This is a genomic window from Janthinobacterium sp. 78, from assembly GCF_003096775.1.
Lineage (GTDB): Bacteria > Pseudomonadota > Gammaproteobacteria > Burkholderiales > Burkholderiaceae_D > Janthinobacterium > Janthinobacterium tructae.
This window is the reverse complement of sequence record NZ_QENT01000001.1, coordinates 5,827,316-5,850,742: the sequence shown is the minus strand read 5'-3', so window position 1 is coordinate 5,850,742 and position 23,427 is coordinate 5,827,316. Positions and strand designations below refer to the sequence as shown.

Sequence of the window (23,427 nt, the reverse complement as noted above, 5' to 3'; positions counted from 1 at the left end):
ATTCTTGTCACTCTTTCATTTCTGCCATGTCCGCGTTGCTCCGCCTGCTGTGCCTGTTGACCATGTTCCTGTTGCCCGCAGCCCACGCGGACGATGGCGTGCCCGCGCTCGTTGCGCAGGCCGCATCCGTCGTGGCGCCGTCGCAGCTTGCTGCGGCCAGGACGGCGCCGTTGATGTTTGCCAACCGCAAAGTATTCGTCTTCCGTGCCGCGCTGGCCGGTTATCCGCCCGATGAACGCGCCATCGGCGCGCAGCGCCGCCTGGAAGGCGTGCTGGCGAAAAACGGTCCCTTGCAGACGAGCACGCGCATGATTCCAGAAGGCACGCAGGTGCTGCTCGATGGCGTGCAGCTGTTCGTCGTCGTGCCCGGCGACGTCAACCAGCTGGCCGGCGACACGACGGAAAGCGTGGCGAAAACGGCAGCCGAGGAATTGCGCAAGGCCGTGTTTGACTATCGCGAGCAGAGCAGCTGGCGCTACCTGGCGATCGCCGCCGCCGTGTGCGCGTTTGCTACCCTGGTGTTCTGGCTGGTGTGGCTGGGCTTGACGCGCTTTTACCGCTGGGCCAAGCGCCGCAGCGGCATCCTGCTGGCCTCGCGCCTGCGCGACGTGCGCCTGAAAAACGTGCGCGTGCTCGATGCCGAGCACTACATCGCCTTCGCGTATCAACTGCTGAGCGCCGTGCTGTGGGGCTTGCGCCTGATGGCCACGTATCTGTGGGCCGCCTTCGTGCTGGGCCGCCTGCCCTACACGCGTTCCTGGGGCGAAAGCCTGAACGGCTATCTGTTCGACGTGGCGGCCGACGTCTTGCACGCCATCATCGGCGCCTTGCCGGGGCTGGTGCTGGTGTGCGTGATCTTTGCCATCGCGCGCCTGATCGCCGCCACCGCCGCCTCGCTGTTCAAGCGCGTGGAAAGCGGCGAATTGCAAATCGGCTGGCTCGACAAGGACACGGCCCTGCCGACGCGCCGCATCGCCAGCGTGGTGATCTGGCTGTTCGCGCTGGCCATGGCGTATCCGTATCTGCCCGGCTCGCACACGGCCGCCTTCCAGGGCTTGTCCGTGCTGGTCGGCCTGATGGTGTCGATCGGCGCGTCGAGCATCGTCGGCCAGGGCGCCAGCGGTCTGATCCTCATGTACACGCGCGCCCTGCGCAAGGGCGAATATGTGCGCGTGGGCGACAGCGAAGGCACGGTGGTCGACGTGGGCATGTTCGAGACGCGCTTGCGCACGGGCCTGGGCGAGGAAGTCGCCTTGCCGAACGCCTGGGTCATGTCGCAAACGACGAAAAACTATTCGCGCGCCCAGCCCGGCGGCGGCTTCGTGCTCGATTCCACCGTCACCATCGGCTACGCCACCCCATGGCGCCAGGTGCACGCCATGCTGGAGCTGGCCGCCTCGCGCACGACGGAACTGTCCACCACGCCGAAACCCTACGTGATGCAACTGGCGCTGCAGGATTACTACGTGCAATACCGCCTGGTCGCCTACGCCAGCGCCGAAGTCCCCCGCCAGCGCGCCGAAGTGCTGAACCGCTTGCACCAGAACATCATCGACGTCTTCAACGAATTCGACGTGCAGATCACGTCGCCGCACTACATCGATGACCCGAAAGAGTCGCAGGTCGTGCCGCCCGGTGAATGGTTCAGGGCGCCGGCGAAGCGGGGGGAGGAAGAAAAGTAAGCTCGGACTGTTTTTGGCAAACAAGGCCTGGTGTGTCGGACTAGGGGCGCGATGGGCGGGGTGGGCAGATTTCAGTGCGCCATTCCTGCATATCACTGTTGATAGCAATGATTTTTTGCTGACCTGCCGCGTCGTTGGTCAGGCAAAATTTTCCTCTATAACCACGGGTCGAATCGGAGGGATCATCCGGCCTGCCATTCAAAAAGACGCTGTACATTCTGTCTATTTTGAGCATTGTCGCGGCAGTCGATTCGGCTTCTGCTGGTACTTGGCCATACAAATAGCAGGTTTTTGCATGCATGGGGAGGGTCGTCGCTCCAGGGAGTATGAAGGACCAGACCTTTACAGGCGGCTTTATGGAGATATCGTAAACCATGAGTGCGCCCAGCATTGGCGTTCCATTGCGTCGTTCTTCTTTTTTTGAGATGGTAAAGCATGGCATCCCTTTGAATGCGCTAATCTCGGCTTCAGCCATGCGGGACCATGCCGAGGCATCCATGCTCGTCAAGGTCGCCAGCAGACAAAGAGTACGGTGACGATGATTCATGGCATGCCTTCTATGGGACAGGATTTTTGGCTGGGCACGTATCATTCATCCAGGCCTGTGTATCGCTTTGGATGACGACAAGACGTGGCTTGGCGGAGACCTGCTGGACTAGGCAGAATTTCGCCACGTACCCATAGGTTGGATCGGCAGCATCCATTGGCCGGCCATTCAAAAATACTTCGTACACCCTGCCGGTCTTCAGTTCAGGAGCCGGCGCAGCTTCCGCACTGGCTGGAATTCTTCCATAAAGAATGCAATTTGCTGATGACAACGTAATTTTCTTGCCACCTGTCATGAGAAACCCCCATATTTCCGTCGTTGGCTTGACCGTCACGTCTGACACGCTCAAGGCGCCGAGGAACGGTTGGCCGTTACGCCTCTCTTCCTTTTTTGAAATGCTAAAGCAGGGCACGCCATTGATCGAGGTGACTTCGGCATCGGCCATGCGTGATCGCGCGTCGCTGTTCATGCTCGAGAATGCGAGCAGTAGGAATAGTGTTTTATGACACAAGGGCATGATGCTAAGGATGCGTTGGGCAGACTTCATCGATCCATGCCTGCATGCCGCTGTTGATGGGGATGACTTGCTGACCGCCAGCAGCCGTAGCTCTCACGCAGAATTTTCCTTGATAGCCATAGGTTGGATCGGACGGATCTTTAGGGCGGCCATTCAGGAATACGCTATAGAAATGCCCGGGTATCAATTTTCCAGCGCGTATGCCCGTCGCGCCGGTAGGCACGTTTCCATAGCGTATACATATGCTGGCGCGGATGGGTAGCGGCATGTCTGGAGGCATGGAGAATCCCCATACTTCTTTTACCGGTTGCACGGACATGTCTGAAACCATGAGTGCGCCAAGAAATGGCAGGCCATTGCGCGCCTCTTCCTTTTTTGTAATGGAGAAGCAGGGCATGCCGTTGACAGAGTGAATGTGGGCATCTGCGATGCGCGACCATGCCGAGGCATCGATAGTCGTCAGCGTGGCAAGCAGGAATAACAGTGTGTGACGATATGGCATGGCGATCCTTGCACTATCTGATGAGCGAATGCTCCGGGCAACTATCCTGTTTCCACGCTGGCGTGTCGCTGCCAATGGCGATGATTTCTCGTTCACCAGTGGACGTGGCAACAATACAGAATTTCCCTCTATAGCCATAAGTCGGGTCGGAAGGATCATCTGGACGCCCATTCAAGAAGATGCTGTAAACCCGTCCTGTTTGCAGTTCAGGGGCTGGCATGCCATTTGCGCCCTGTGGAATGTCGCCATAGAGAAGACAGATTTTTGATGAAAGTGGAACTTTTCCTCCTCCGCTCATCACAAAGCTCCACACTTTTGTAGAGGGTTTTACTGACAGGTCTGAAATGCTGAGTGCTCCCAGGAGTGGCTGGCCGTTACGTTTTTCTTCCGTCTGCGAGATTGTGAAGCAGGGGGTGCCATTCACTGAACTGATTTCAGCATCGGCGATGCGTGATGTTGCACAGGCATGCAGGCCGAGGGACATGAACAGTATGAACAGGGTATTCTGCTGCAAGGACATCATGTTTTCCCTATTTCTGAACGGGACAGATTTCGTCTATCCAGGCTTGGCTATCGCTGTCGATACGAAGAATCTTGCGCTCCCCGGAGATGTCGGTGAATAAGCAAAACTTGCCCACGTAACCGCGAGTAGGATCTGAAGGATCGGCTGGCCTACCGTTCAGGAAGACGTCATACATGCGCCCCGTTTTCAGCGGCGGGGCTTTGGGGGGCTTGACCTCTGCTGTTGCTGGTGCAACCCCATATGGCAGGCAGGACTTGGCATGCACAGGAATAGTCGCTGCGCCCGGTAAGAGAAAAGACCATACTTCTACTGCAGGCTTGACGGATACATCTGTCAGTACGATCGCACTAATCCGAGGAAGCCCGTTGCGCGCTTCTTCTTTTTGCGAAATGGTGAAACAGGGAGTGCCATTTTTTAGCTGTACTTCCGCGTATGCCATGCGGGACATGCCGAAAGCGTTATGGTATGTCAAACAAAGGCTCATGTTCAGAGTTGCGGCCAGGCAGATTCGTCTTGCTTTTCCTATCTTTAAAAAAGTCATGTAATACCTCTTCATAGAGCTCTATCGAGTTTTGATATTCCGGTTGCCGCATTGCATTTGGTTTTTTTAAATACTTCAGTGTGTGATAGTCGGCGAGCAGGTCACCTTGTGCTTCCATGTTGTAATCCGATAATTTTTTCTTCGGAAGTAGTACATACTTGTAATCCAAACCTAGCCTGACAAGTCCCCGTATCGCTACTGGATAATTCAATTGATGCTGCCAAACATGCACCATTTCATGCATGAACCAGTTTTTTGGCCTTGGTTTCTCCTTTGAGAAGTCCTCTCGGAATTCCGACTCATGAAAATACATCTCCCCATCCGGCGTCATGGCCACGTTCTTTGGCTGCCAGTTAAACCATAGATACGGCTCCCCATGCACCTTGACCTTGCTGTAGTCGATCGCATCCTGGAACAGCATCCACACCATGTCGATCTCGCCCTTGGTCAGCGGGCGAACCTTGTCTTTCACTTTGACCTGTTTGACGGACGAACCGACGTCCTTGTCGGTCGTCTTGATGCCTTCCAGTTGGACGACCTTGATGGCTGGCGCAGCATGTTTTGGCGCGGCGGCGCAGCATGGCGATTTATCCGCGTGCGGCAGGAATTCGGCCTGGGTGATTTGCGCTTCCTGCTTGCTGGCGATGCGCCCCGTGCGCCCCTTTGCATCCGTCGTCCCCGTCCACGTTTCGCCATTGCTCAAGGTGAGCCGGTAGTCGGCGTGCGCCAGCGGAACGCTGTTTTGCGAGACAAATTCCAGCTGTTCGTCGTAGCCGCAGCACCAGCATTCGTCGGGCTGGCCGGCCAGGCGGTGCAGTTCGCAGCCGCTTGTCGCGTTGCGCAGGGTGGCGCCCTGCACGGGCCGGCCGTCGGCGCTGAAGGTGACGATCATGCTGTCGAAGTGCGCGCCCAGGCTTTTCTTCTGGTGGGCCACGAGCTTGAAGAACACGTCGCACGCGGTGGTGCTGATGACATGGTGCCTGGCCATGGGGCCTCCCCGTTAAAACGCCAGCGTAGGACAGCGGCGGCGGGACGGTATTGACTGGGCGCAAGGCGTGCGCGCCTGTGTCTGATTGATTGACCATTTTGCCAATTTCTATACACTCGTCTTTTCGTTTATTGACTTAACAGACCTGGAGATGGAAATGCCGACCCTGCCAATGCGCCGCACCCTGCTTGTTCTCGCCTGCCTGGGCACCCTTACCCACGCCCACGCCGATACCGTCATCGACAACGCCAACGGCTACACGCTCAATGCTGCCGGCAAGGTAGTCCGCTTCACGGCGCTGGCGTTTGACGACGCTGGCAAGCTGCTCGCCGTCGGCAGTGCCGCACAGGTGAAGCGCAAGGCGGCCAAGGGCGCTACCCACGTCGACGTGCAGGGAAAAACCGTGTTGCCGGGCCTGATCGACGCGCATGGCCACGTGTTCGGCCTGGGGACGATCGCCAGCGGTGTCATGTTGTACGGCTCCGCGACGCTGCCGGCCGCCGTGCAGGCCGTGGGCGACTTCGCGCGTGCGCACCCCGAGCGCAGCTGGGTCATCGGCAATGGCTGGAACCAGGAAATCTGGAAGCTGGGGCGCTTTCCCACGGCCACAGAACTCGATGCGGCGGAAAGCGCGCGGCCCGTGTGGTTGCGTCGGGTCGATGGCCACGCGGGCTGGGCCAACAGCCGCGCGCTGGCGCTGGCCGGCATCACGCGCGCCACGCCAGATCCGGCGGGCGGCAAGATAGTCCGCGACGCGGACGGCAATGCCAGCGGTGTGCTGGTCGATAACGCCATGGACTTGATGGATGCCGTGCTGCCCAAGCCCGGCGACGTGGAAAACCGCGCCGCCCTCGATGGCGCGCTGGCGCAGCTGTCGCAAGTGGGCCTGACCAGCGTGCACGATGCGGGCATCGGCCAGATGCAGGACCGATTGTTCCGCGACTATGCGGACCACGGCAAGCTGACGGTGCGCGTGTACGGCATGATTGCCGACACCACGGAGGACTTCGACGCGCTGTCAAAAAATGGCCCCTTGAATAGCTATGCGCGCGACATGTACGCCTTGCGCGCTGTGAAACTGCTGTCCGACGGCGCCCTGGGCAGCCGCGGCGCGGCCCTGCTGGCGCCGTACAGCGACGATCCGTCTACCCGCGGCCTGCTGTTCTTCAAAGATGACGCCATGCGCGCGAAGATGGAAAAAGCCATGCGCGCCGGCTACCAGGTGAATGTGCACGCCATCGGCGACGCGGGCAATCATCAGATCCTCGACGGTTACCAGGCCTTGACCGCGCAATACCGCAGCGTGGGCTTGCGCCACCGCATGGAACACGCGCAGGTGGTGCAATTATCCGACATCCCCCGTTTCAAGGCGCTGGGCATCGTGCCGTCGATGCAGCCGACGCACGCCACGTCCGACCAGAACATGGCGGAGCAGCGCGTGGGCCACGAGCGCATCAAGGGCGCGTATGCGTGGCGCACCTTCCTTGCGCAAGGTTCGCGCATCGCCTGCGGGTCGGACTTCCCCATCGAGTCGCCGAATCCGTTCGAGGGCATCCACGCGGCCGTCACGCGGCAAAACAGCGACGGTTTCCCTGCTGGCGGCTGGTATCCGCAGCAAGCCATGACGGTGACGCAAGCGCTGCGCTGCTTCACCCTGGACGCGGCCTGGGCGGCGCACCAGGAAAAGGTCATCGGCACGCTGGAAGCGGGCAAATGGGCGGATTTCATCGTCGTCGACCAGGACCTGTTCAAGGTCTCACCAGCGGCCATCGGCAAGACGCAGGTGCTGCAGACGTGGGTGGCGGGCAAGCGCGTGTTCGAGAAAAAATAAAATGGTGTAAGCCCGAAATTCAGATGCTGGGGTCGGACCCTGAGGGTCCGACCCCGGTCCTATTGCTCTTGGGTTGTACCAACAAAAACCTGTTGACTTGGTTGTATAGACAACCTATGCTGGGAATACCAGAGCGGGCCACGTATCGGGCTAGATACGCCCGCTCGCACCCTACGAGGAGACAGCATGAACAGCACAATGGACACCGATCCTCGCTTTGATGCCAGCCGTACCATCCGCGCCCCGCGCGGCACGGTCATGGCTTGCAAGAGTTGGCAGGCCGAGGCGGCCTACCGCATGTTGCAAAATAATCTGGACCCGGAAGTGGCGGAAAATCCGCAGCATCTGGTCGTCTACGGCGGCATCGGCCGCGCCGCCCGCAACTGGGCCTGTTTCGACCAGATCCTCGCCTCCTTGCGCGAGCTGGAAGACGACCAGACTCTCTTGATCCAGTCCGGCAAGCCGGTGGGCGTGTTCCAGACCCACGCGGATGCGCCGCGCGTACTGATCGCCAACTCCAATCTGGTGCCGAAATGGGCCAACTGGGAACACTTCAACGAACTTGATCGGCAAGGCCTGTTCATGTACGGCCAGATGACGGCCGGCAGCTGGATCTATATCGGCACGCAGGGCATCGTGCAGGGCACGTATGAAACCTTCGCCGAGGCGGGCCGCCAGCATTTTTGCGGCGACTGGGGCGGGCGCTGGATTTTGACGGCGGGCCTGGGCGGCATGGGCGGCGCGCAGCCGCTGGCCGCCACCATGGCGGGCGCCGTGTCGCTCAATATCGAATGCCAGCAAAGCAGCATCGACTTCCGCTTGCGCACGCGCTACCTGGACAAGCAGGCGGCCAGCCTGGACGAAGCCCTGGAACTGGTCAAATACCATACCGAACGCAAGGAAGCCATTTCCATTGGCCTCCTGGGCAACGCGGCCGAAGTGCTGCCGGAGCTGGTGCGCCGCGCCAAGGCGGGCGGCCTGCTGCCGGATCTGGTGACGGACCAGACGTCCGCGCATGACCTGGTCAACGGCTATCTGCCACGCGGCTGGAGCGTGTCGGACTGGAAGGCGGCGCAGCAAGACCCGCAGCGCCACGCGCGCCTGTCGGTGGCCGCCGCCGATTCCTGCGCCGCCCACGTGCAAGCCATGCTCGATTTCCACGCCATGGGCGTGCACACCGTCGACTACGGCAACAACATCCGCCAGGTGGCGTTCGACCAGGGCGTGCTGAACGCCTTCGACTTCCCCGGCTTCGTGCCCGCCTACATCCGCCCGCAATTTTGCGAAGGGCGGGGGCCATTCCGCTGGGTGGCCCTGTCGGGCGACCCGGAAGACATCTATAAAACGGATGCGAAGATCAAGGAACTGTTCCCGCACCACGCGCAGGTGCACCACTGGCTGGACATGGCGCGCGAGCGCATCGCCTTCCAGGGCCTGCCGGCGCGTATCTGCTGGCTGGGACTGGGCGAGCGCCACATCGCCGGACTGGCCTTCAACGAGATGGTGCGCACGGGCGAACTGAAGGCGCCCATCGTCATCGGCCGCGACCACCTGGACACGGGTTCCGTCGCCAGCCCGAACCGCGAGACGGAAAGCATGAAGGACGGCACCGACGCCGTCTCCGACTGGCCGCTGCTGAACGCCATGCTGAACACGGCCGGCGGCGCCACCTGGGTCTCGCTGCACCATGGCGGCGGCGTGGGAATGGGGTATTCTCAGCATGCGGGCATGGTCATCGTGGCCGATGGCAGCGAAGCGGCGGCGAAACGCCTGGCGCGCGTGCTGGTCAACGACAGCGGTTCCGGCGTGATGCGCCATGCCGATGCCGGCTACGAAACCGCGGCCGCCTGCGCCAAGCGCAACGGCCTGATTCTTCCCATGCTACCTTGAGACCTTGATGCGAATGACTATGACACAGCATGCCAAAAGTTGGACCCTGAAACCGGGCGCGATGACCCTGGGCGACCTGCGCGCCGTCTGGGCCGCACCCGCCAAACTGATTCTCGCGGCCGAGGCCTATCCCGTCATCGAGGCGTCGGCTGCGGCCGTGCAAGCCATCGTCGCCAAGGGCGATGCGGCCTACGGCATCAACACGGGCTTCGGCTTGCTCGCCAAGACGCGCATCCCCGATGAAAAGCTGGAGCAATTGCAGCGCAACCTGATCCTGTCGCACTCCGTCGGCACGGGTGAACTGCTGTCGGACGCCGTCGTGCGCCTGATCATGCTGATGAAGATCGGCAGCCTGGCGCGCGGCTATTCCGGCGTGCGCCCGCTGATCGTCGACACCCTGATCGCGCTGTACAACGCTGGCATCATGCCGGCCATTCCTGCCAAAGGTTCCGTCGGCGCCTCGGGCGACCTGGCACCGCTGTCGCACATGACCCTGGCCATGCTGGGCGTGGGCGACGTGCGCGTCAACGGCGAATTGATGCCGGCCCCCGAGGCACTGGCGCAGGCGGGCATCGCGCCCGTCGTGTTGGCGGCGAAAGAGGGCCTGGCACTGATCAACGGCACGCAAGTGTCGAACGCGCTGACGTTGCATGGCCTGTTCATGGCCGAACGCCTGCTGGAAGCGGCCATGGTCACGGGCGCGCTGTCGCTCGATGCGGCCAAGGGCAGTGATGCGCCATTCGACGCGCGTGTGCACGCCGTGCGCGGCCAGCCGGGACAAATCCTGGCCGCGCAGATGTACCGCCAGCTGGTGGCCAATAGCGCGATTCGCGCCTCGCACCTGGAAGGCGACGAGCGCGTGCAAGACCCGTACAGCCTGCGCTGCCAGCCGCAAGTCATGGGCGCCTGCCTGGACCTGATTGGTAACGTCGGCCGCACCCTGCTGATCGAAGCCAACGCCGTCACGGACAATCCGCTGATCTTCCAGGACGGTCCCGGCGGGCAGGCGGAAATCGTCTCGGGCGGGAACTTCCACGCCGAACCGGTGGCGTTTGCCGCCGACACGCTGGCGCTGGCGATCGCTGAAATCGGCGCGCTGGCCGAGCGCCGCATCGCGCTGCTGATCGACGCCACGCTTTCCGGCTTGCCACCGTTCCTGGTGCGCGATCCGGGCGTCAATTCCGGCTTCATGATCGCCCACGTGACGGCCGCCGCGCTGGCGTCGGAAAACAAGTCGCTCGCGCATCCGGCCAGCGTCGACAGCCTGCCGACGTCCGCCAACCAGGAAGACCATGTGAGCATGGCCACGTTTGCCGGGCGCCGCCTGGACGACATGGCGCACAACACGGCCGTCATCGTCGGCATCGAGCTGCTGGCCGCCGCGCAGGGCATCGATTTCCACCGTCCGCTGAAAACCTCGCCGCACCTGGAACACGTGCATCACCAGTTGCGCCAGAAGGTGCCGTTCTTCGACGCCGACCGCTTCTTCGCGCCCGATATCGAAGCGGCCAAGCAGATGGTGCTGCAGGGTGAATTGAGCAGCACCTGCAAGAATTTGTTCGCCCCGTTGTACGCCTGAGCGGGCGCAAGGAGACTAGCATGGATTTCCGCTTCAACGAAGGCAGCATTCCGCTGCTGGTATCGATGCCCCACGTGGGCACCGACATACCCGACGATATCGCCGCGCGCATGACGCCGCAGGCCCTGATCAAGGCCGACACGGACTGGCATTTGCGCGAGCTGTATGGCTTTTTGCAGGAGATGGACGCGTCCGTGCTGTCGGCGCGCTGGTCGCGCTACACGATCGACTTGAACCGCCCGCAGGAAGACACGAATCTGTATCCGGGCCAGGATACGACGGGCTTGCTGCCCAACGATACCTTTCATCGCGAGCCGCTGTACCTGGCCGGCAAAGAGCCCGATGCGGCTGATGTGCAGCGCCGTCTGCAGCGCTACTGGGCGCCGTATCATGCGCAGCTGCGCGGGGAACTGGACCGCCTGCTGCGCGTGCATGGCGCGGTGGTGCTGTGGGATGCCCATTCCATCGCCTCGCACGTGCCGCGATTTTTTGAGGGCAAGCTGCCCGACCTGAACTTCGGCACGGCCGATGGCGCCAGTTGCGATAGCGGCCTGACCTCCGCCGTGGTCGATATCGCACGCGCGCAGGAGCAATTTACGGTTGCCCTGAATGGCCGCTTCAAGGGCGGTCATATCACGCGCCATTACGGCCAGCCGCAAAGCCGCGTGCATGCGATCCAGCTGGAGATGTGCCAGTGCCTGTACATGAATGAACCTGGCATGGACGACGCGGCGCCGTTCGGCTACCGGCCCGATCTGGCGGCGCGGGTGCAGCCGCTGCTGCGCCAGATGATGGACGCGGCCGTGGCGTGGGTGGCGCGTTGAGCAGCTGTCTGTTCGCGCGCCATGCGCTGCTGCCGCAAGGCTGGCGCCGCGACGTGCTGCTGGAATGGGACGCGGCCGGCGATCTGACGCGCATCCAGGAGGATGCCGTTCCGGCGCCTGGCGTGGAAGTGGCGCAATATGTCTTGCCCGGCATGGTCAACCTGCATTCGCATGCGTTCCAGCGCGCGCTGGGCGGCATGACGGAAGTGGCCGGTGACGAGGTTAATCATGTAGCGGATAGTTTCTGGACCTGGCGCGACCTGATGTACCGTTTCGCGCGTCACATCACGCCAGAGCAGATGCAAAGCATCGCCGCGCAGCTGTTTGCGGAATGCCTGCGCCATGGCTACACGGCCGTGTGCGAATTCCATTATCTGCAGCGCGATGCGGCCGGCGCGCTGTATGCGCGTCCCGCAGAAATGGCCGAACGGGTGCTAGCCGCTGCGCGCAGCAGCGGCATCGGCCTGACCATGCTGCCCGTGCTGTACAGCCATGCGGGCTTCGGCGCACAACTCCTCAAACCCGAGCAGGCGCGCTTCCGCACCGATGCGGATGATGTCTTGCGCATCATCGAGGCGCTGGCGCCGCAGCGCGGCGGGCAGGTGGAGGTGGGCTTCGCGCCGCACTCGCTGCGCGCGGCCGACGTGGCGCAGATCCGCGCAGTGGCGCAAGCGTTGCCGCCACTGCGCCCCATTCACATTCACATCGCCGAGCAGCAGGGCGAGGTGCGCCAATGTGTTGACTACAGCGGCCGGCGCCCGGTGCAGTATCTGTATGATCAGGTCGATGTCGACGCGCGCTGGTGCCTCGTGCATGCCACGCATGTACAGCCAGACGAGGTGGCGCTGATGACCGCCAGCGGCGCCGTGGCGGGCCTGTGTCCGACGACGGAAGCGAACCTGGGCGACGGCCTGTTCCCGCTGGCCGAATTCATCGCCGCCGGCGGGCGCTTCGGCGTCGGCAGCGACAGCCATGTATCGCAGTCGCCGGTGGAAGAATTGCGCTGGCTTGAATATGGCCAGCGGTTGCAGCGCCAGCAGCGCAATGTCGCCGCCACACCCGATGAACGGCATGTGGGCGACTACCTGTGGCAGGCCGCCTTGCGCGGCGGCGCGCAGGCGTCCGGACGCAAGCTCGGTGCCCTGGCGCCGGGCTGTCGCGCCGACTTGCTGGTGCTCGACGAGGCGCATGTGAACCTGTGCGGCGTGGCCATCGCCGATGTGCTGGGCAGTTTTATCTTCTGCGGCAACGACAAGCTGGTGCGCGACGTGCTGTGCGGTGGCCAGTGGCAGGTGCGCGATGGGCGCCACGTGGCGCAGGACGCCATCGCGGCTGCCTACAAGCGCACCCTGGCGCAACTGAGAGCGCTCTGATGGCGACCTTCATCCCGCAGGAATGCCTGCGCGCCGCGCCGTGGAAAAACGGCGGCGGCAGTACGATGGAAATCGCCATTTCGCCAGCGGGCGCCAGCCTGATGGAATTCGACTGGCGTATCAGCCTGGCGACGATCACGGCCAGCGGGCCGTTTTCCAGCTTTCCCGGCATCGACCGCAGCCTGATGCTGGTCGATGGCGACAGCGTGCAATTGACGCTCGATGGCACGCGCAAGGTGACCTTGAGCGCGGCGCAACCGATGCTGTGGTTTCCCGGCGAGGCCGTCGTGTCCGCGCAAGTCAAGGGGACGACGACGGATTTCAATGTGATGACGCGGCGCGACCGCTGCCGCCACCAGCTGGAAAAAATCACGGCGCCGGGCAAGCTGGCGCGGCGCAGCGCAGCCACCTTGCTGTTCGTCGCCGGCGAGGGGCCCGTGCTGGCGCGCGCAAGTGACCAGCAGTTCGCGCTGGCCCGCCATGACGCGCTGCTGCTCGATGCCGACGATGCGCAGGAATGGCGGCTGGAAGCTCTGCAGCGCACGGCCGTGTTCCGCGTCGACCTGTTCATCTAACGAGGAAAATACCATGCAAGACTGGGATCTGGTCATCCACAACGTTCACCTGGCCACCATGGAACACGGTTATGGCGAGCTGCTGGACGCGGCCATCGCCGTCAAGGATGGCCGCATCGCCTGGTTCGGCCCCGGCGACGAGCTGCCGGCCAGCGGCGCGGTGCTGCAGGATGGCCAGGGCTGCTGGCTGACGCCCGGCTTGATCGACTGCCATACGCACATCGTCCACGCGGGCAACCGCAGCGACGAATTCGAGGCGCGCCTGAATGGCGCCAGCTATGAAGACATCAGCCGCGCCGGCGGCGGCATCATGTCCACCGTGCGCGCCACGCGCGCGGCCAGCGACGACGAGTTGCTGCGGCAAAGCTTGCCCCGCGTGCTGGCGCTGCTGGCCGAGGGCGTGACCACGCTGGAGATCAAGTCCGGCTATGGCCTGACTGCGGACAGCGAAGCGAAGATGCTGCGCGTGGCGCGCAGGATCGGGCAAACGCTGCCCGTATCCGTGCGCACCACCTTCCTCGGCGCGCACGCGCTGCCGCCCGAATATGCGGGCCAGGCCGATGCGTATATCGAGCTGCTGTGCGCGCAGATGCTGCCCCGGCTGGCGGGCGATGGCCTGGTCGACGCCGTCGACGCGTTTTGCGAACGCATCGGCTTTACGCCGGCGCAAACCGAAAGGGTGTTCGCGGCGGCGCGCGCCTTGAACCTGCCCGTGAAACTGCATGCGGAGCAGCTCTCGGACCTGGGCGGCGCGGCCCTGGTGGCCAAGTACGGCGGCCTGTCGGCTGACCATCTGGAGTTCTTGTCGGAAGAGGGCGTCGCCGCCATGGCGCAGCATGGCACGGTGGCCGTGCTGCTGCCGGGAGCGTATTACTTTTTGCGCGAGACGCAGCAGCCACCCGTCGCGGCCTTGCGCGCGGCCGGCGTGCCGATGGCCGTGTCCACCGATTGCAATCCGGGCACCTCGCCCATGACGTCCTTGCTGCTGGCGATGAACATGGCGTGCACCTTGTGGCGGCTGACGCCGCAGGAAGCGCTGGCCGGTGCTACCTGTCATGCGGCGCGCGCGCTGGGCCTGCAGCATGAAACGGGCAGCCTGGTGGTGGGCAAGCGCGCCGATTTCGCCCTGTGGCGCATCGCGCGCCCGGCCGACCTGGCGTATGCGCTGGGCCTGAACCCGTGCGCGGGCGTGGTGCACGGCGGTGTCTGGCGCACGCCGGTGGTAAGCTTGCCGGATTGATCACTCATCCCGGAGCGCCGCGTGCGTGCTGCTTATTTGCCGTTTTATTTGCTGTTCTTGCTTGTCTTCGCCGCCGCGCCCATGTCCTCCCTTGCCATGGACGGCGGCACCCTGAAGGTGGGCTCGAAGCGCTTCACGGAATCGTATATTCTCGGCGAAATCGTCCAGCAGAGCGCCGCGCCGCACGTCAAGGCGGAGCACCGCCAGGGACTGGGCAATACGGCCATCGTGCTCGCTGCGCTGCAGGCGGGCAGCATTGACGTGTATGCCGAATACATGGGTACCATCGCCAGCGAAATCCTCAAGCACGAGAAAGCCATCGATCTGGAACAGATGCGGCGCGAACTGGCGGCACTGGGGCTGGGCGTGGCCGTGCCGCTGGGCTTTAACAATACCTATGCGCTGGCCATGCGCGGTGATGAACAATCCATCGCCAGCCTGGCGCAACTGGCGCAGCACCCGGCCCTGAAGTTTGGCCTGTCGCATGAATTCATCGGCCGTGTCGATGGCTGGCCGGGCCTGGCCGCGCGCCATGGCTTGCCGCAGCGCCCGCGCGGGCTCGATCATGGCATCGCCTATGAAGCGCTGGCGCAGCGCCAGGTGGACGTGATCGACATTTATTCGACGGATGCGAAGATCCGCCAGTACGGCTTGCGCGTGCTGGCCGACACGCAGCAGTATTTTCCCCGCTACGACGCCATGCTCCTGTACCGCCTCGACCTGCCGCCGCGCTTTCCCGCCGCCTGGCAAGCCTTGCAAGGGCTGCAGGGACGCATCAGCGAGGGCGACATGATCGCCATGAATGCGGCCGTGGAAATCGACGGCAAGAGCTTTGAGGACGTGGCGCGGCAATGGCTGGCCTCCGGCACGCAGGTGGATAAACCAGCCGCCGCGCGCAGCAATCTGCTCGATAAAATCATCGGCGACGATCTGTGGACGCTGACGCGCCAGCATCTGACCCTGGTACTGCTGTCGGTGGCACTGGCCTGCCTGATCGGCATTCCGCTGGGCGTGCTGGCGGCGTTTTCGGCGCCGCTGCGGCAAACGGTGCTGGCCTTCGTCGGCGTGCTGCAGACGGTGCCCTCGCTGGCCCTGCTGGCGATCTTGATCCCGGTGCTGGGCATGATCGGCACCGTGCCGGCGCTGGTGGCGCTATTCGTGTATGCCTTGCTGCCCATCGTGCGCAACACCTGCACGGGCATCTTGCAGGTGCCGCAAGGCTTGCGCATGGCGGCGCTGGCGCTGGGCTTGAACCGGCGCGACCGCCTGCTGCACGTGGACTTGCCGCTGGCCTTGCCGGTGCTGCTGGCGGGCGTGAAAACGGCGGCCGTGATGAGCGTGGGCACGGCCACCATCGCCGCCTTCATCGGCGCGGGCGGCTATGGTGAACGCATCACCATCGGCCTGGCGCTGAACGACAACGACATGCTGCTGGCCGGCGCGATCCCTGCAGCCGTGCTGGCCCTGCTGACGCAAGGCTTGTTCGAGCTGGTGGAGCGCTGGGCCGTGGCCGGCCGGCAGCGCTGACGGCATCACGCTTACAGCGAGTGCAGTTTCGAGCGCACCGAGACGACGGCCTGGTGCAGGATGCGTTCGGCCTGGAAGTCGTTCTCGCGCTGTTCGGCGATGGCTTGCAAGTCGCGCGTGTAGCGTTCCAGGCGGGAACGCAGGTAGGCGCGGTAGATTTTCATGACGAGCGGTTTGGCAGAGACATTCATGATGTGGCTCCCGTATGCGATTCGTTCATTGATTCGTTCATTGTGTGTGAGCGCATTGCCGCCATTTTGCGTCGCATCAAACGCCAGCGCGCCGTCACGTTGACGCGTTTGATATTGCGCAATGCCCCACCAGCAGAAGATGCCACACTGAATCTTCCCTGTTTGGCCATCATCGGCCGCAGGCTCTGTTTTCCCTGATACCTATAAAAAACTCAAGGAGCGTCGCATGGTCATTTTTGCCGTGGTAGCTGGCTGCATCGCCTGCCTGACAGTGTACCAAATCTATCAAAATGCGCAGGGTGGCAGTGGGGTTGCGCAACAACATATCGGCTTGCATGGCACGTTGATTGAACCACGGAAATAATCAGTGTCCTCCGAGCGACACTTGGTTAGCGGACTTAAGTCAAATGTAAGGCCCGGTAAGCAAATGTAAAGGTCGACGCGTTGGCAAGTCGTAGCGTTTATATTGATAACCGTTGATTGCATTCTCCCCCTCCCACTTGACAATGGGTTCACCCCGCGGTGCCGCTAGCCCGCGGGGATTTTTTTGGGAACTTACTGCGCGGCGCGCCTTGCGGCCTGCGATGCTTACTGTACCTAGCGTACAGTTCCGCTTCTCGGCCACAAATCGCATCCGCTCGCTACAGTTCCCCCTTCTTACCGTTTCCCCTCTAATCAGGCCGCTTTCGGCGTGCCCGCCGACAATTGCGTCAAGGCATCACCAGCCACGCGGCAGATGCGCCAGTCCGGCATCACGTCCGCGCCCATGCCCTTGTAGAAGTTGATCGCGTTTTCATTCCAGTCCAGCACCGACCATTCGAAGCGGCCGCAATCGCGTTCGACGGCCAGTTGCGCCAGCGCCACCAGCATCTGCTTGCCATAGCCCTTGCCGCGCACCGATTGCTTCACATACAGGTCTTCCAGGTATAGCCCCTTGCGGCACAGGAAGGTGGAAAAATTATGGAAGAACAGGGCGAATGTCACCACCTCGCCATCTTCCTCGCCGACCAGCGCTTCGCACGCGGGGTGCTTGCCGAACAGGCTGTCGTGCAGCATGGATTCTTTGGCGATCATCATGTGTTCCAGTTTTTCAAACACGGCCAGTTCATGGATCATGCCGAAGATGGCGGCCACGTCGGTTTCCTGGGCGGGACGGATGGCGAGGGAGGAATAGGTGCTCATGTTGCCTTTGCTGATGGAGTGGTGGAAAGGGATGCAATGGTATTCGTCTTGCGCGCGCCCGAGGTCAGGGCCCAGGCCACGCTGGACAGGCATAGCAGCATGCCCACCCATTCGATGGGGGCGGGCCGGTAATGTTCGAATTGCACCGACAGCAGCACGGAAATGACGGGCGTGACGACGCCGATGTACACGGTCTTTTGCGTGCCGATGCGGGCGATTAACGTGAAATACGCACTGAAGGCGATCACCGAGCCGAAGATGGCCAGGTACACCAATCCCATCCAGTAACTGGGGCGCGTGGGCAACTGCCAGGACTGGCCCGTGGCGATGGCCCAGGCGGCCACCATCAAGGTGCCCCACAGCATGGCCCAGGCCATGGTCAGCATCACGTTGCCCGAATGTTCGCGCACTTTCATGACCAGGGCATTGCCGGCCGTGCTGGAAATGGTGGCCACCAGCGCCAGCATGAAACCGAGCAGAAAGTGGCCATTGCCGCCGCCTAGAATATCGTGCAGCGCCGCGCCGATGGACTGGTAAAACAGCAGCACGATGCCGCAGATGGCGACAAACGCCGCGCAGCAGGTGCTCCAGGTAATCGGCGTGCCGAAGGCGATGCGGTTGAGCAAGGGCGTCCAGAACACCATCAGCGCGAACAGCACGCTGACGAGGGCCGAGACCAGGTATTGCTCCGAGCTGTAGGTGCACACATAGCTGAGGGCAAACGAGGCCAGGCCTTGCAGCAGCATCCATTTTTGCGCGCGCCAGGGCAGGCGCAGGGTGTCGCCGCGCAAGGCGCACCAGGCAAACAGGGTGGCCGAAGCCAGGCCGAAGCGGTAGACCACGGAAACGGCGGGGGCGACATCGCCCAGCTGCAAGGTGATGGCCCAGAAGGTGGAGCCCCAGATCAGGCAGGCAATGATGAACAGGAGAGGAGAGGACATCGCGCAAGTATACGGGCATCGCGCGGGGATGGCGAGTCTTGGTCGAGCTTGCTCACAGAACGGTCAGGAGACACCCGGGCATTGAGCCAGCGCAGCGCTTCTGGAAAATGTTGAATTTATGAAAATATTTACTTTATTATTAGGTAAATATTTTTTGAATTGCCTCTTTGAAAGGGAGCCGCCATGCCAGCCTCACTGCAGATCAAAGTCTGGAGCCTGCTTGTGTATGTCGTCGTGACCGCTGTGATTGCCATCTGGCTACACCCTTCTGCCTTGCTCGCTGCCGGCGCATTCGGCTGAGCGCATGCGCCGACAAGCAGATCAATGCGTGACGCGGGTCTTGCGGCCATCGGACAGCAAGCGCACGCGCTCGCCCGGGCGGAACAGTTCGTCCGCGTCCTGCACGATGGCGCGCATGTCGCCATTGTCCAGGCGCACGGTGATTTCCAGGCCGGCTTTGTTCGAGGCATTCGCTTCGATGCTCTTGCCGGCCATGCCGCCGGCAACCGCGCCGAGGATGGTGGCCGCGATGGCGCCCTTGCCGCCGCCCACTGCGGAACCGGCCACGCCGCCCAGTGCCGCACCAGCCAGCACGCCCGTGCCCGTTTCTCCCTTGTCGATGCTTACCTGGCGCACGGATTCAACCGTACCCATGCGAACCGATTGTTCATTCTGCGCCTGGCGTGCGTTGTACACGTTCGCCGAGTTCGGTTGTACGGCGCAGCCGGCCAGGGTGGCGAGCAATGCCACTGCAATAATTGGTGCTTTCATGTAGGACTCCCTTGGACAAAAGTTAGTTGCCGATTGCGTCGACCGGCAGTAAAGATACTGACTTATCATAAGGACACTTGCCTCAGATAACTAGTTGCGAATAGTAAAAATCTGTTACCGGTTCCGCGTGACCAAGGGGCCACCTGCTGCTCAATACGCCAGCCGCAGGCGCCGGTATAAAAATCCCAGCACGAACAGCGGACCCACGAGTAAAAAGCGCACATCGTCGAGAAACGACGGTTTCTTGCCTTCGATCTGGTGGCCGATGAACTGGCCTATCCAGGCCAGCACGAACAGCGCCAGCGACACGGGCAGGATGGTCAGCGCCGGCATCAGCAGCAGCAGGCCCAGCATGATGGCCAGGATCGCCAGCATGCCCGCCGCAAACGGACGCGACAGCTTGTAATAATAGTATAAGGCGAGAATACTGGCGAGCAGCGCCACGCTGGGATGCGCGCTCCACAGCAGCCCCAGCAGACTGAAAACGATCAAGGGCACGCACACGATGTGCACCCATTCATTGACGTGGTTGCGGTGGCTTTCGCCATACTGGGCCAGCAGGGTGTCGATGGTGCGCATGGGCGGTCTCTTGTGTGGGGTTGTCCGGGAATTCTACACCGTCGCGTGGCCGGGTAAAATGGCCCTTCATTTCCCCTTCCGGACATCTCATTTGAATAGCCCAGTCTTCTTGCCAGACGATGGCGCCGCCCCGCGCAAGCGCTGTTTCGATCCCGTCGTCGACGCCGATACGCGTTTGCTGATACTGGGCAGTCTGCCAGGAGAAAAATCGCTGGCGGACAGCCAATACTATGCGCACCCGCAAAACAAGTTCTGGATGCTGCTGGGTGAAGTGCTGGGCGTGGAGTTGAAGGGCCTGCCCTATGTAGAGCGCCTGGCAACCTTGCTGGCGCACGGCGTGGGCCTGTGGGACGTGGTGGCGCAGGCGCAGCGCACGGGCAGCCTGGACAGCAATATCCGCGCCCGCGACGACAACGACCTGGTGGCCCTGGCCGCCAGCCTGCCACGGCTGCAGACGATCGCTTTCAACGGCGGCACGGCGGCGAAGCTGGGTGTCAAGGTGCTGGGCGAGCACGCGCAGCGTTACCGCATCGTCAGCTTGCCGTCGAGTAGCCCCGCCTACACCTTGGCGTATGTGCAGAAATTGCAGGCTTGGCGGGCCTTGCGTAACTGATATGGGATGTCAGACAGCGGCCCTGTGCATGTGGCGTCGCGCCTGTTCCTGCCGGTACTGGCGGCGCCAGAACCAGGCGATGCAGATCAAGCCCAGCAGGGATGGCGCCAGCTGCGTCCAGGGTTGGCCCATGCGCAGCAGGTTGCCTGCGGCGGCCGAGAGCATGGCGAACAGCGAGGCGAGCAGCTTGTAGATGTGTTCATAGCGCCACAACACGCCATGCCAGCGGCGGGGAAAGGCCCAGCGCGCGCCGTCGTAGACGAGGATGGCGGCCAGGCCGCCCAGCGATGACAGCACGACGATGGCTTGCTGACCGGAAGCATCGTGCTGCAGGCGCAGCAGGATCAGCCCGCCCGCCACCAGCGCCGCTGCCGTCATGGCGCCATCGACGGCTTGCGGACCGGCCTCGCGCGTGTAGACGGTGCGCCAGCCGCTCAGCAACTGGTACAGCACCAGCACGGTCAGCACGGCAAAGACGGGGCGATAGTCAAACAGCAGATTGCCGATGGCAGCCGTGGCGCAGACCAGCAAGGTCAGCCAGGCGAACAGCCTGCCGCGGCGGCGATGCTGCGGCGTGCCCTTGGCAGTCGCCACCAGGAATAGCCCCAAGCCGATGGCGGCGCTGCCGGCCAGCACATGGGTGGTGATATTGATCAGTTGCGGCTGGGGCATGCGCATCTCCGGACGGTGCGCCTGGCTGGTCGCACGTTAACGGGATATGGTATCTTGATAACTGCCGCCTGTCGAGATGGCGGGCGGCAGGGCGAATTCAGGCAGGCGCGTACGGCTGCGCTTCCAGCGGCTGTCCCTTGGCATCGAACTTCAGCGCCACGGACAATTGCGTCACGCCGATGGTGGCCAGCGCATCGCAGATGTCGTCGACTTCGTCCTGCAGGTCGGCAACCAGGTCGAGCGGCTTGTCGGCGCTGTGCAGCAGCTCGCCGCCCGCCGTGCTGACATTGACGCGCAGCAGCATTTCGCCGTGCTCATCGGCCGGGCCGACGACGACTGATACATCGCCGGCGTCTACCTTGTTTTCCGCCAGCGCGTGGTTGATGCCGGACATCATCTGCAGCATCGCATACTCGCTCATGCCTTGTTCCTTGCCACCGTGGAACAGATCCTGGTAGAGGAAGCTCACTTCCAGCGCGCTGCCGGCCGGCGCCAGGCAGCGTTTCACCAGGTCGCCCACTTCCGTCGTCCACTGCTGGTAGCGGGCCATGCGCGCGTCGAACCAGGCGTCGAGCGCCGCTTCGTCTTTTGGTTCCGCATAGAACGGGTCGTCCACGCGCTTGAGGGCAAAGCCCAGCAGGAAGCGCAGTTCGATGGCCGTGTCTTGCGGGCCGAAGGCCGTCTCGCTCCAGCCGACGATGCTGCTTTCCAGGCCCGGCGTGGCGACGATTTTCTTGTCCGTCATCGATGAGTACGCATCGCGCACCATCTCGTGCAAATGGCTATACGTGATGCGGTCGATTTCATCGAGGTCGTAGGCATGGCTCATCAAGACCACCTTGGCCTTGGCGCTTTCCAGTTGTGCCTGTTGAACACTCTTGACCAGCGCTTCGAATGCGTCCTGGTCCTGGAAGCTGTCCGCTTCCTTCAAGCCACCCGTGCTTTGCACCAGCAGCGGTACGACGAAGGCGTTGATTTCCATGGTGGGGGCATTCTCGCGGCGGATCGTCACGACGGACGCGGCTTCCTCGATATGGCTGCGCAGGTATTGATAGGCGCCCACGTCTTCGTACTTGGCGCGCTCGATGGCGTCGTACAGGATTTCATCCTTCTTTTGATTCAAGGCCTTGCGGATCAGGCGGCCGAACTCGACGGCTTGCTCGGCCAGCACCGTGCCCTGCGATTCGCTGTCTTCCTGCTCCGCCAGGTTAAGGGCCATCGTGCACAGCATGCGCGTGACGGACTCATCCTTGTCTTCAGGCGTGTTGGCGGATTTACGGGGGACAGGGCGCTTATTTTTGGGCATGGCGATCAACAGGTTAAGAAATACGGGTCGGGCAAACGGAAACGGGCGCCAAGGCTTCGCCAGGGCGCCGGCACAGATCATACAGGCGGACGCGGCCGCCTGATACCTCAATGGTCGGTATCGAACATCTCGTGCAGCTCGTCGAGCAGGTCGGCGGCTTCTTCCTGCGACAGGCCGAGATGTTGGCAGGCAAGTTCGCCGCCCTTGTCCCACTCCAGCGAGGTACTGTTGCCATGGTAGCGCTGAATGCCCTTTTCGGCCAGCAGCGACAGGGCGACGAGCGAGCGGATGGCGTCGTCCGTGGACGGGTCGGCCAGCACCGTGTAGTCGTGGTGGTGCAAAATGGCCCAGGAGACATCGGAAGACAGGCCCCAGTTGCGCGCCAGCAAGCAGCCGATGGCCGCGTGGTTGGTCTGGTGGCGCGCGTCTTCCAGGCGGGTAAAGCAATTGTGCGCATCGTTGGCCGCCGCCGCGTAGGTCTTGACGTAGTCGGGGAATCGGTTCATCAGCAGGGGCACGCCGATATCGCAGAACAGGCCGAAGGTGTGGGCGATGTCGGGCGGGGCGATACGCAGCTTGCGCGAGGTAAATACCAGGGCGCGCGCGCGCTTGGCCGACACATCCCAGAAGTTGGTCAGTTCCACGCCTTCCGCTTCCAGCGCCTGGCGCGCCAGCAAGCCCGTCATCAGGGCGCTGCACTGGTTGATGCCGAGAAAGTTGATGCCTTGCTCGACCGATTTGGCCTTGCGCGCGGCGCCATAGAACGGTGAATTCGCCAGTTTCAGCAGGGCGCCGGACATACCGACATCGTCGGCGATGATGCGCGCGATGCGCCGCGGCGACGGGTCGCCTTCGGCCAGTTCGCGCTGCAAGTCGACCAGCAGGCTGGGACGCGGCGGGATACGGATGGAACGCATCAAGGCGTCAACCGGATCTTCCTGCACTACCTGCTTTTGCGCTGCCGCTCTCATCATCACGCTTTCATCATCATTTTGTGCCCGGTGCTTATTCTGTCGCACGCTGCCGCTGCCCG

25 protein-coding genes are annotated in these 23,427 nt (G+C 62.6%); 11 read left to right on the top strand and 14 right to left on the bottom strand.

Annotation, left to right across the window (positions count from 1 at the left end; all coding sequences use genetic code 11):
* Positions 1-26: 26 nt before the first annotated feature.
* Positions 27-1,682: a mechanosensitive ion channel domain-containing protein gene (locus C8C92_RS25705; protein WP_116745651.1), complete on the top strand. Its 1,656-nt coding sequence runs from the start codon at positions 27-29 to the stop codon at positions 1,680-1,682.
* Between the two features lie 40 nt (positions 1,683-1,722).
* Here C8C92_RS25705 and C8C92_RS25700 read toward each other — a convergent pair whose 3' ends face one another.
* The 6 genes from C8C92_RS25700 to C8C92_RS25685 all read right to left on the bottom strand — a co-directional run bounded on the left by C8C92_RS25700 (position 1,723) and on the right by C8C92_RS25685 (position 5,300).
* Positions 1,723-2,229 carry a hypothetical protein gene (locus C8C92_RS25700; RefSeq protein WP_133250835.1) on the bottom strand — a complete coding sequence of 169 codons (507 nt, stop codon included), beginning with the start codon at positions 2,227-2,229 and terminating at the stop codon, positions 1,723-1,725.
* A gap of 10 nt (positions 2,230-2,239) precedes the next feature.
* Positions 2,240-2,674: a hypothetical protein gene (locus C8C92_RS27350; protein WP_133250834.1), complete on the bottom strand. Its 435-nt coding sequence runs from the start codon at positions 2,672-2,674 to the stop codon at positions 2,240-2,242.
* A gap of 76 nt (positions 2,675-2,750) precedes the next feature.
* Positions 2,751-3,248, bottom strand: coding sequence for a hypothetical protein (locus C8C92_RS27345; RefSeq protein WP_133250833.1), 498 nt, complete (start codon positions 3,246-3,248; stop codon positions 2,751-2,753).
* Positions 3,249-3,261: 13 nt separating this feature from the next.
* Entirely contained in the window at positions 3,262-3,771 is a 510-nt protein-coding gene (locus C8C92_RS27340; protein WP_133250832.1) for a hypothetical protein, read from the bottom strand.
* A 7-nt stretch (positions 3,772-3,778) separates the two neighbouring features.
* Positions 3,779-4,243 carry a hypothetical protein gene (locus C8C92_RS27335; protein WP_133250831.1) on the bottom strand — a complete coding sequence of 155 codons (465 nt, stop codon included), beginning with the start codon at positions 4,241-4,243 and terminating at the stop codon, positions 3,779-3,781.
* Complete coding sequence (locus C8C92_RS25685; RefSeq protein WP_116745647.1) at positions 4,230-5,300, bottom strand: hypothetical protein; 1,071 nt, start codon at positions 5,298-5,300, stop codon at positions 4,230-4,232. Before C8C92_RS25685 ends, C8C92_RS27335 begins: the two co-directional genes overlap by 14 nt.
* 157 nt (positions 5,301-5,457) lie before the next feature.
* Here C8C92_RS25685 and C8C92_RS25680 point away from each other — a divergent pair, with 157 nt between their 5' ends.
* The 8 genes from C8C92_RS25680 to C8C92_RS25645 all read left to right on the top strand — a co-directional run bounded on the left by C8C92_RS25680 (position 5,458) and on the right by C8C92_RS25645 (position 16,139).
* Positions 5,458-7,131: an amidohydrolase gene (locus tag C8C92_RS25680; protein ID WP_116745646.1), complete on the top strand. Its 1,674-nt coding sequence runs from the start codon at positions 5,458-5,460 to the stop codon at positions 7,129-7,131.
* 186 nt (positions 7,132-7,317) lie between these two features.
* Positions 7,318-9,021 carry a urocanate hydratase gene (hutU, locus tag C8C92_RS25675; RefSeq protein WP_116745645.1) on the top strand — a complete coding sequence of 568 codons (1,704 nt, stop codon included), beginning with the start codon at positions 7,318-7,320 and terminating at the stop codon, positions 9,019-9,021.
* Positions 9,022-9,040: 19 nt separating this feature from the next.
* On the top strand, positions 9,041-10,600 hold the full coding sequence (gene hutH, locus C8C92_RS25670; protein WP_099762046.1) for a histidine ammonia-lyase: 1,560 nt from the start codon (positions 9,041-9,043) through the stop codon (positions 10,598-10,600).
* Between the two features lie 20 nt (positions 10,601-10,620).
* Positions 10,621-11,424: an N-formylglutamate deformylase gene (hutG, locus tag C8C92_RS25665; protein WP_116745644.1), complete on the top strand. Its 804-nt coding sequence runs from the start codon at positions 10,621-10,623 to the stop codon at positions 11,422-11,424.
* Positions 11,421-12,797, top strand: a complete 1,377-nt coding sequence (locus C8C92_RS25660; protein ID WP_243420358.1) for a formimidoylglutamate deiminase — start codon at positions 11,421-11,423, stop codon at positions 12,795-12,797. The genes hutG and C8C92_RS25660 overlap by 4 nt, the downstream gene beginning before the upstream one ends.
* Entirely contained in the window at positions 12,797-13,372 is a 576-nt protein-coding gene (locus C8C92_RS25655) for a HutD family protein (RefSeq protein WP_099762049.1), read from the top strand. Before C8C92_RS25660 ends, C8C92_RS25655 begins: the two co-directional genes overlap by 1 nt.
* A gap of 13 nt (positions 13,373-13,385) precedes the next feature.
* On the top strand, positions 13,386-14,612 hold the full coding sequence (gene hutI, locus C8C92_RS25650) for an imidazolonepropionase (RefSeq protein ID WP_116745642.1): 1,227 nt from the start codon (positions 13,386-13,388) through the stop codon (positions 14,610-14,612).
* A gap of 81 nt (positions 14,613-14,693) precedes the next feature.
* Positions 14,694-16,139 carry a glycine betaine ABC transporter substrate-binding protein gene (locus C8C92_RS25645; protein ID WP_165829618.1) on the top strand — a complete coding sequence of 482 codons (1,446 nt, stop codon included), beginning with the start codon at positions 14,694-14,696 and terminating at the stop codon, positions 16,137-16,139.
* 11 nt (positions 16,140-16,150) lie between these two features.
* On the opposite strand, the gene C8C92_RS25640 is transcribed toward C8C92_RS25645, so the two are convergent.
* Positions 16,151-16,330 carry a hypothetical protein gene (locus tag C8C92_RS25640; RefSeq protein ID WP_034746290.1) on the bottom strand — a complete coding sequence of 60 codons (180 nt, stop codon included), beginning with the start codon at positions 16,328-16,330 and terminating at the stop codon, positions 16,151-16,153.
* Positions 16,331-16,556: 226 nt separating this feature from the next.
* Here C8C92_RS25640 and C8C92_RS27615 point away from each other — a divergent pair, with 226 nt between their 5' ends.
* Positions 16,557-16,694: a hypothetical protein gene (locus tag C8C92_RS27615; RefSeq protein ID WP_165829549.1), complete on the top strand. Its 138-nt coding sequence runs from the start codon at positions 16,557-16,559 to the stop codon at positions 16,692-16,694.
* Positions 16,695-17,005: 311 nt separating this feature from the next.
* On the opposite strand, the gene C8C92_RS25635 is transcribed toward C8C92_RS27615, so the two are convergent.
* The 4 genes from C8C92_RS25635 to C8C92_RS25620 form a co-directional block, all read right to left on the bottom strand.
* Positions 17,006-17,512, bottom strand: a complete 507-nt coding sequence (locus tag C8C92_RS25635; RefSeq protein WP_116745641.1) for a GNAT family N-acetyltransferase — start codon at positions 17,510-17,512, stop codon at positions 17,006-17,008.
* On the bottom strand, positions 17,509-18,453 hold the full coding sequence (locus C8C92_RS25630) for an EamA family transporter (RefSeq protein ID WP_116745640.1): 945 nt from the start codon (positions 18,451-18,453) through the stop codon (positions 17,509-17,511). Before C8C92_RS25630 ends, C8C92_RS25635 begins: the two co-directional genes overlap by 4 nt.
* A gap of 321 nt (positions 18,454-18,774) precedes the next feature.
* Positions 18,775-19,224 carry a glycine zipper 2TM domain-containing protein gene (locus C8C92_RS25625; protein ID WP_096237940.1) on the bottom strand — a complete coding sequence of 150 codons (450 nt, stop codon included), beginning with the start codon at positions 19,222-19,224 and terminating at the stop codon, positions 18,775-18,777.
* A 150-nt stretch (positions 19,225-19,374) separates the two neighbouring features.
* On the bottom strand, positions 19,375-19,803 hold the full coding sequence (locus C8C92_RS25620) for an Mpo1-like protein (protein ID WP_099762053.1): 429 nt from the start codon (positions 19,801-19,803) through the stop codon (positions 19,375-19,377).
* Between the two features lie 91 nt (positions 19,804-19,894).
* On the opposite strand from C8C92_RS25620, the gene C8C92_RS25615 reads away from it, so the two are divergent.
* A complete protein-coding gene (locus tag C8C92_RS25615) occupies positions 19,895-20,416 on the top strand; it encodes a DNA-deoxyinosine glycosylase (protein ID WP_243420357.1) in 522 nt (173 codons plus the stop codon).
* Between the two features lie 9 nt (positions 20,417-20,425).
* Here the strand turns inward: C8C92_RS25615 and C8C92_RS25610 are convergent, their stop codons facing one another.
* From C8C92_RS25610 to C8C92_RS25600, 3 genes are all read right to left on the bottom strand, one after another.
* Positions 20,426-21,088 carry a hypothetical protein gene (locus C8C92_RS25610; protein WP_133250830.1) on the bottom strand — a complete coding sequence of 221 codons (663 nt, stop codon included), beginning with the start codon at positions 21,086-21,088 and terminating at the stop codon, positions 20,426-20,428.
* Positions 21,089-21,185: 97 nt separating this feature from the next.
* A complete protein-coding gene (locus C8C92_RS25605; RefSeq protein ID WP_116746125.1) occupies positions 21,186-22,394 on the bottom strand; it encodes a hypothetical protein in 1,209 nt (402 codons plus the stop codon).
* A 107-nt stretch (positions 22,395-22,501) separates the two neighbouring features.
* Positions 22,502-23,368: an HDOD domain-containing protein gene (locus C8C92_RS25600; RefSeq protein WP_099762056.1), complete on the bottom strand. Its 867-nt coding sequence runs from the start codon at positions 23,366-23,368 to the stop codon at positions 22,502-22,504.
* Between the last annotated feature and the right edge of the window lie 59 nt (positions 23,369-23,427).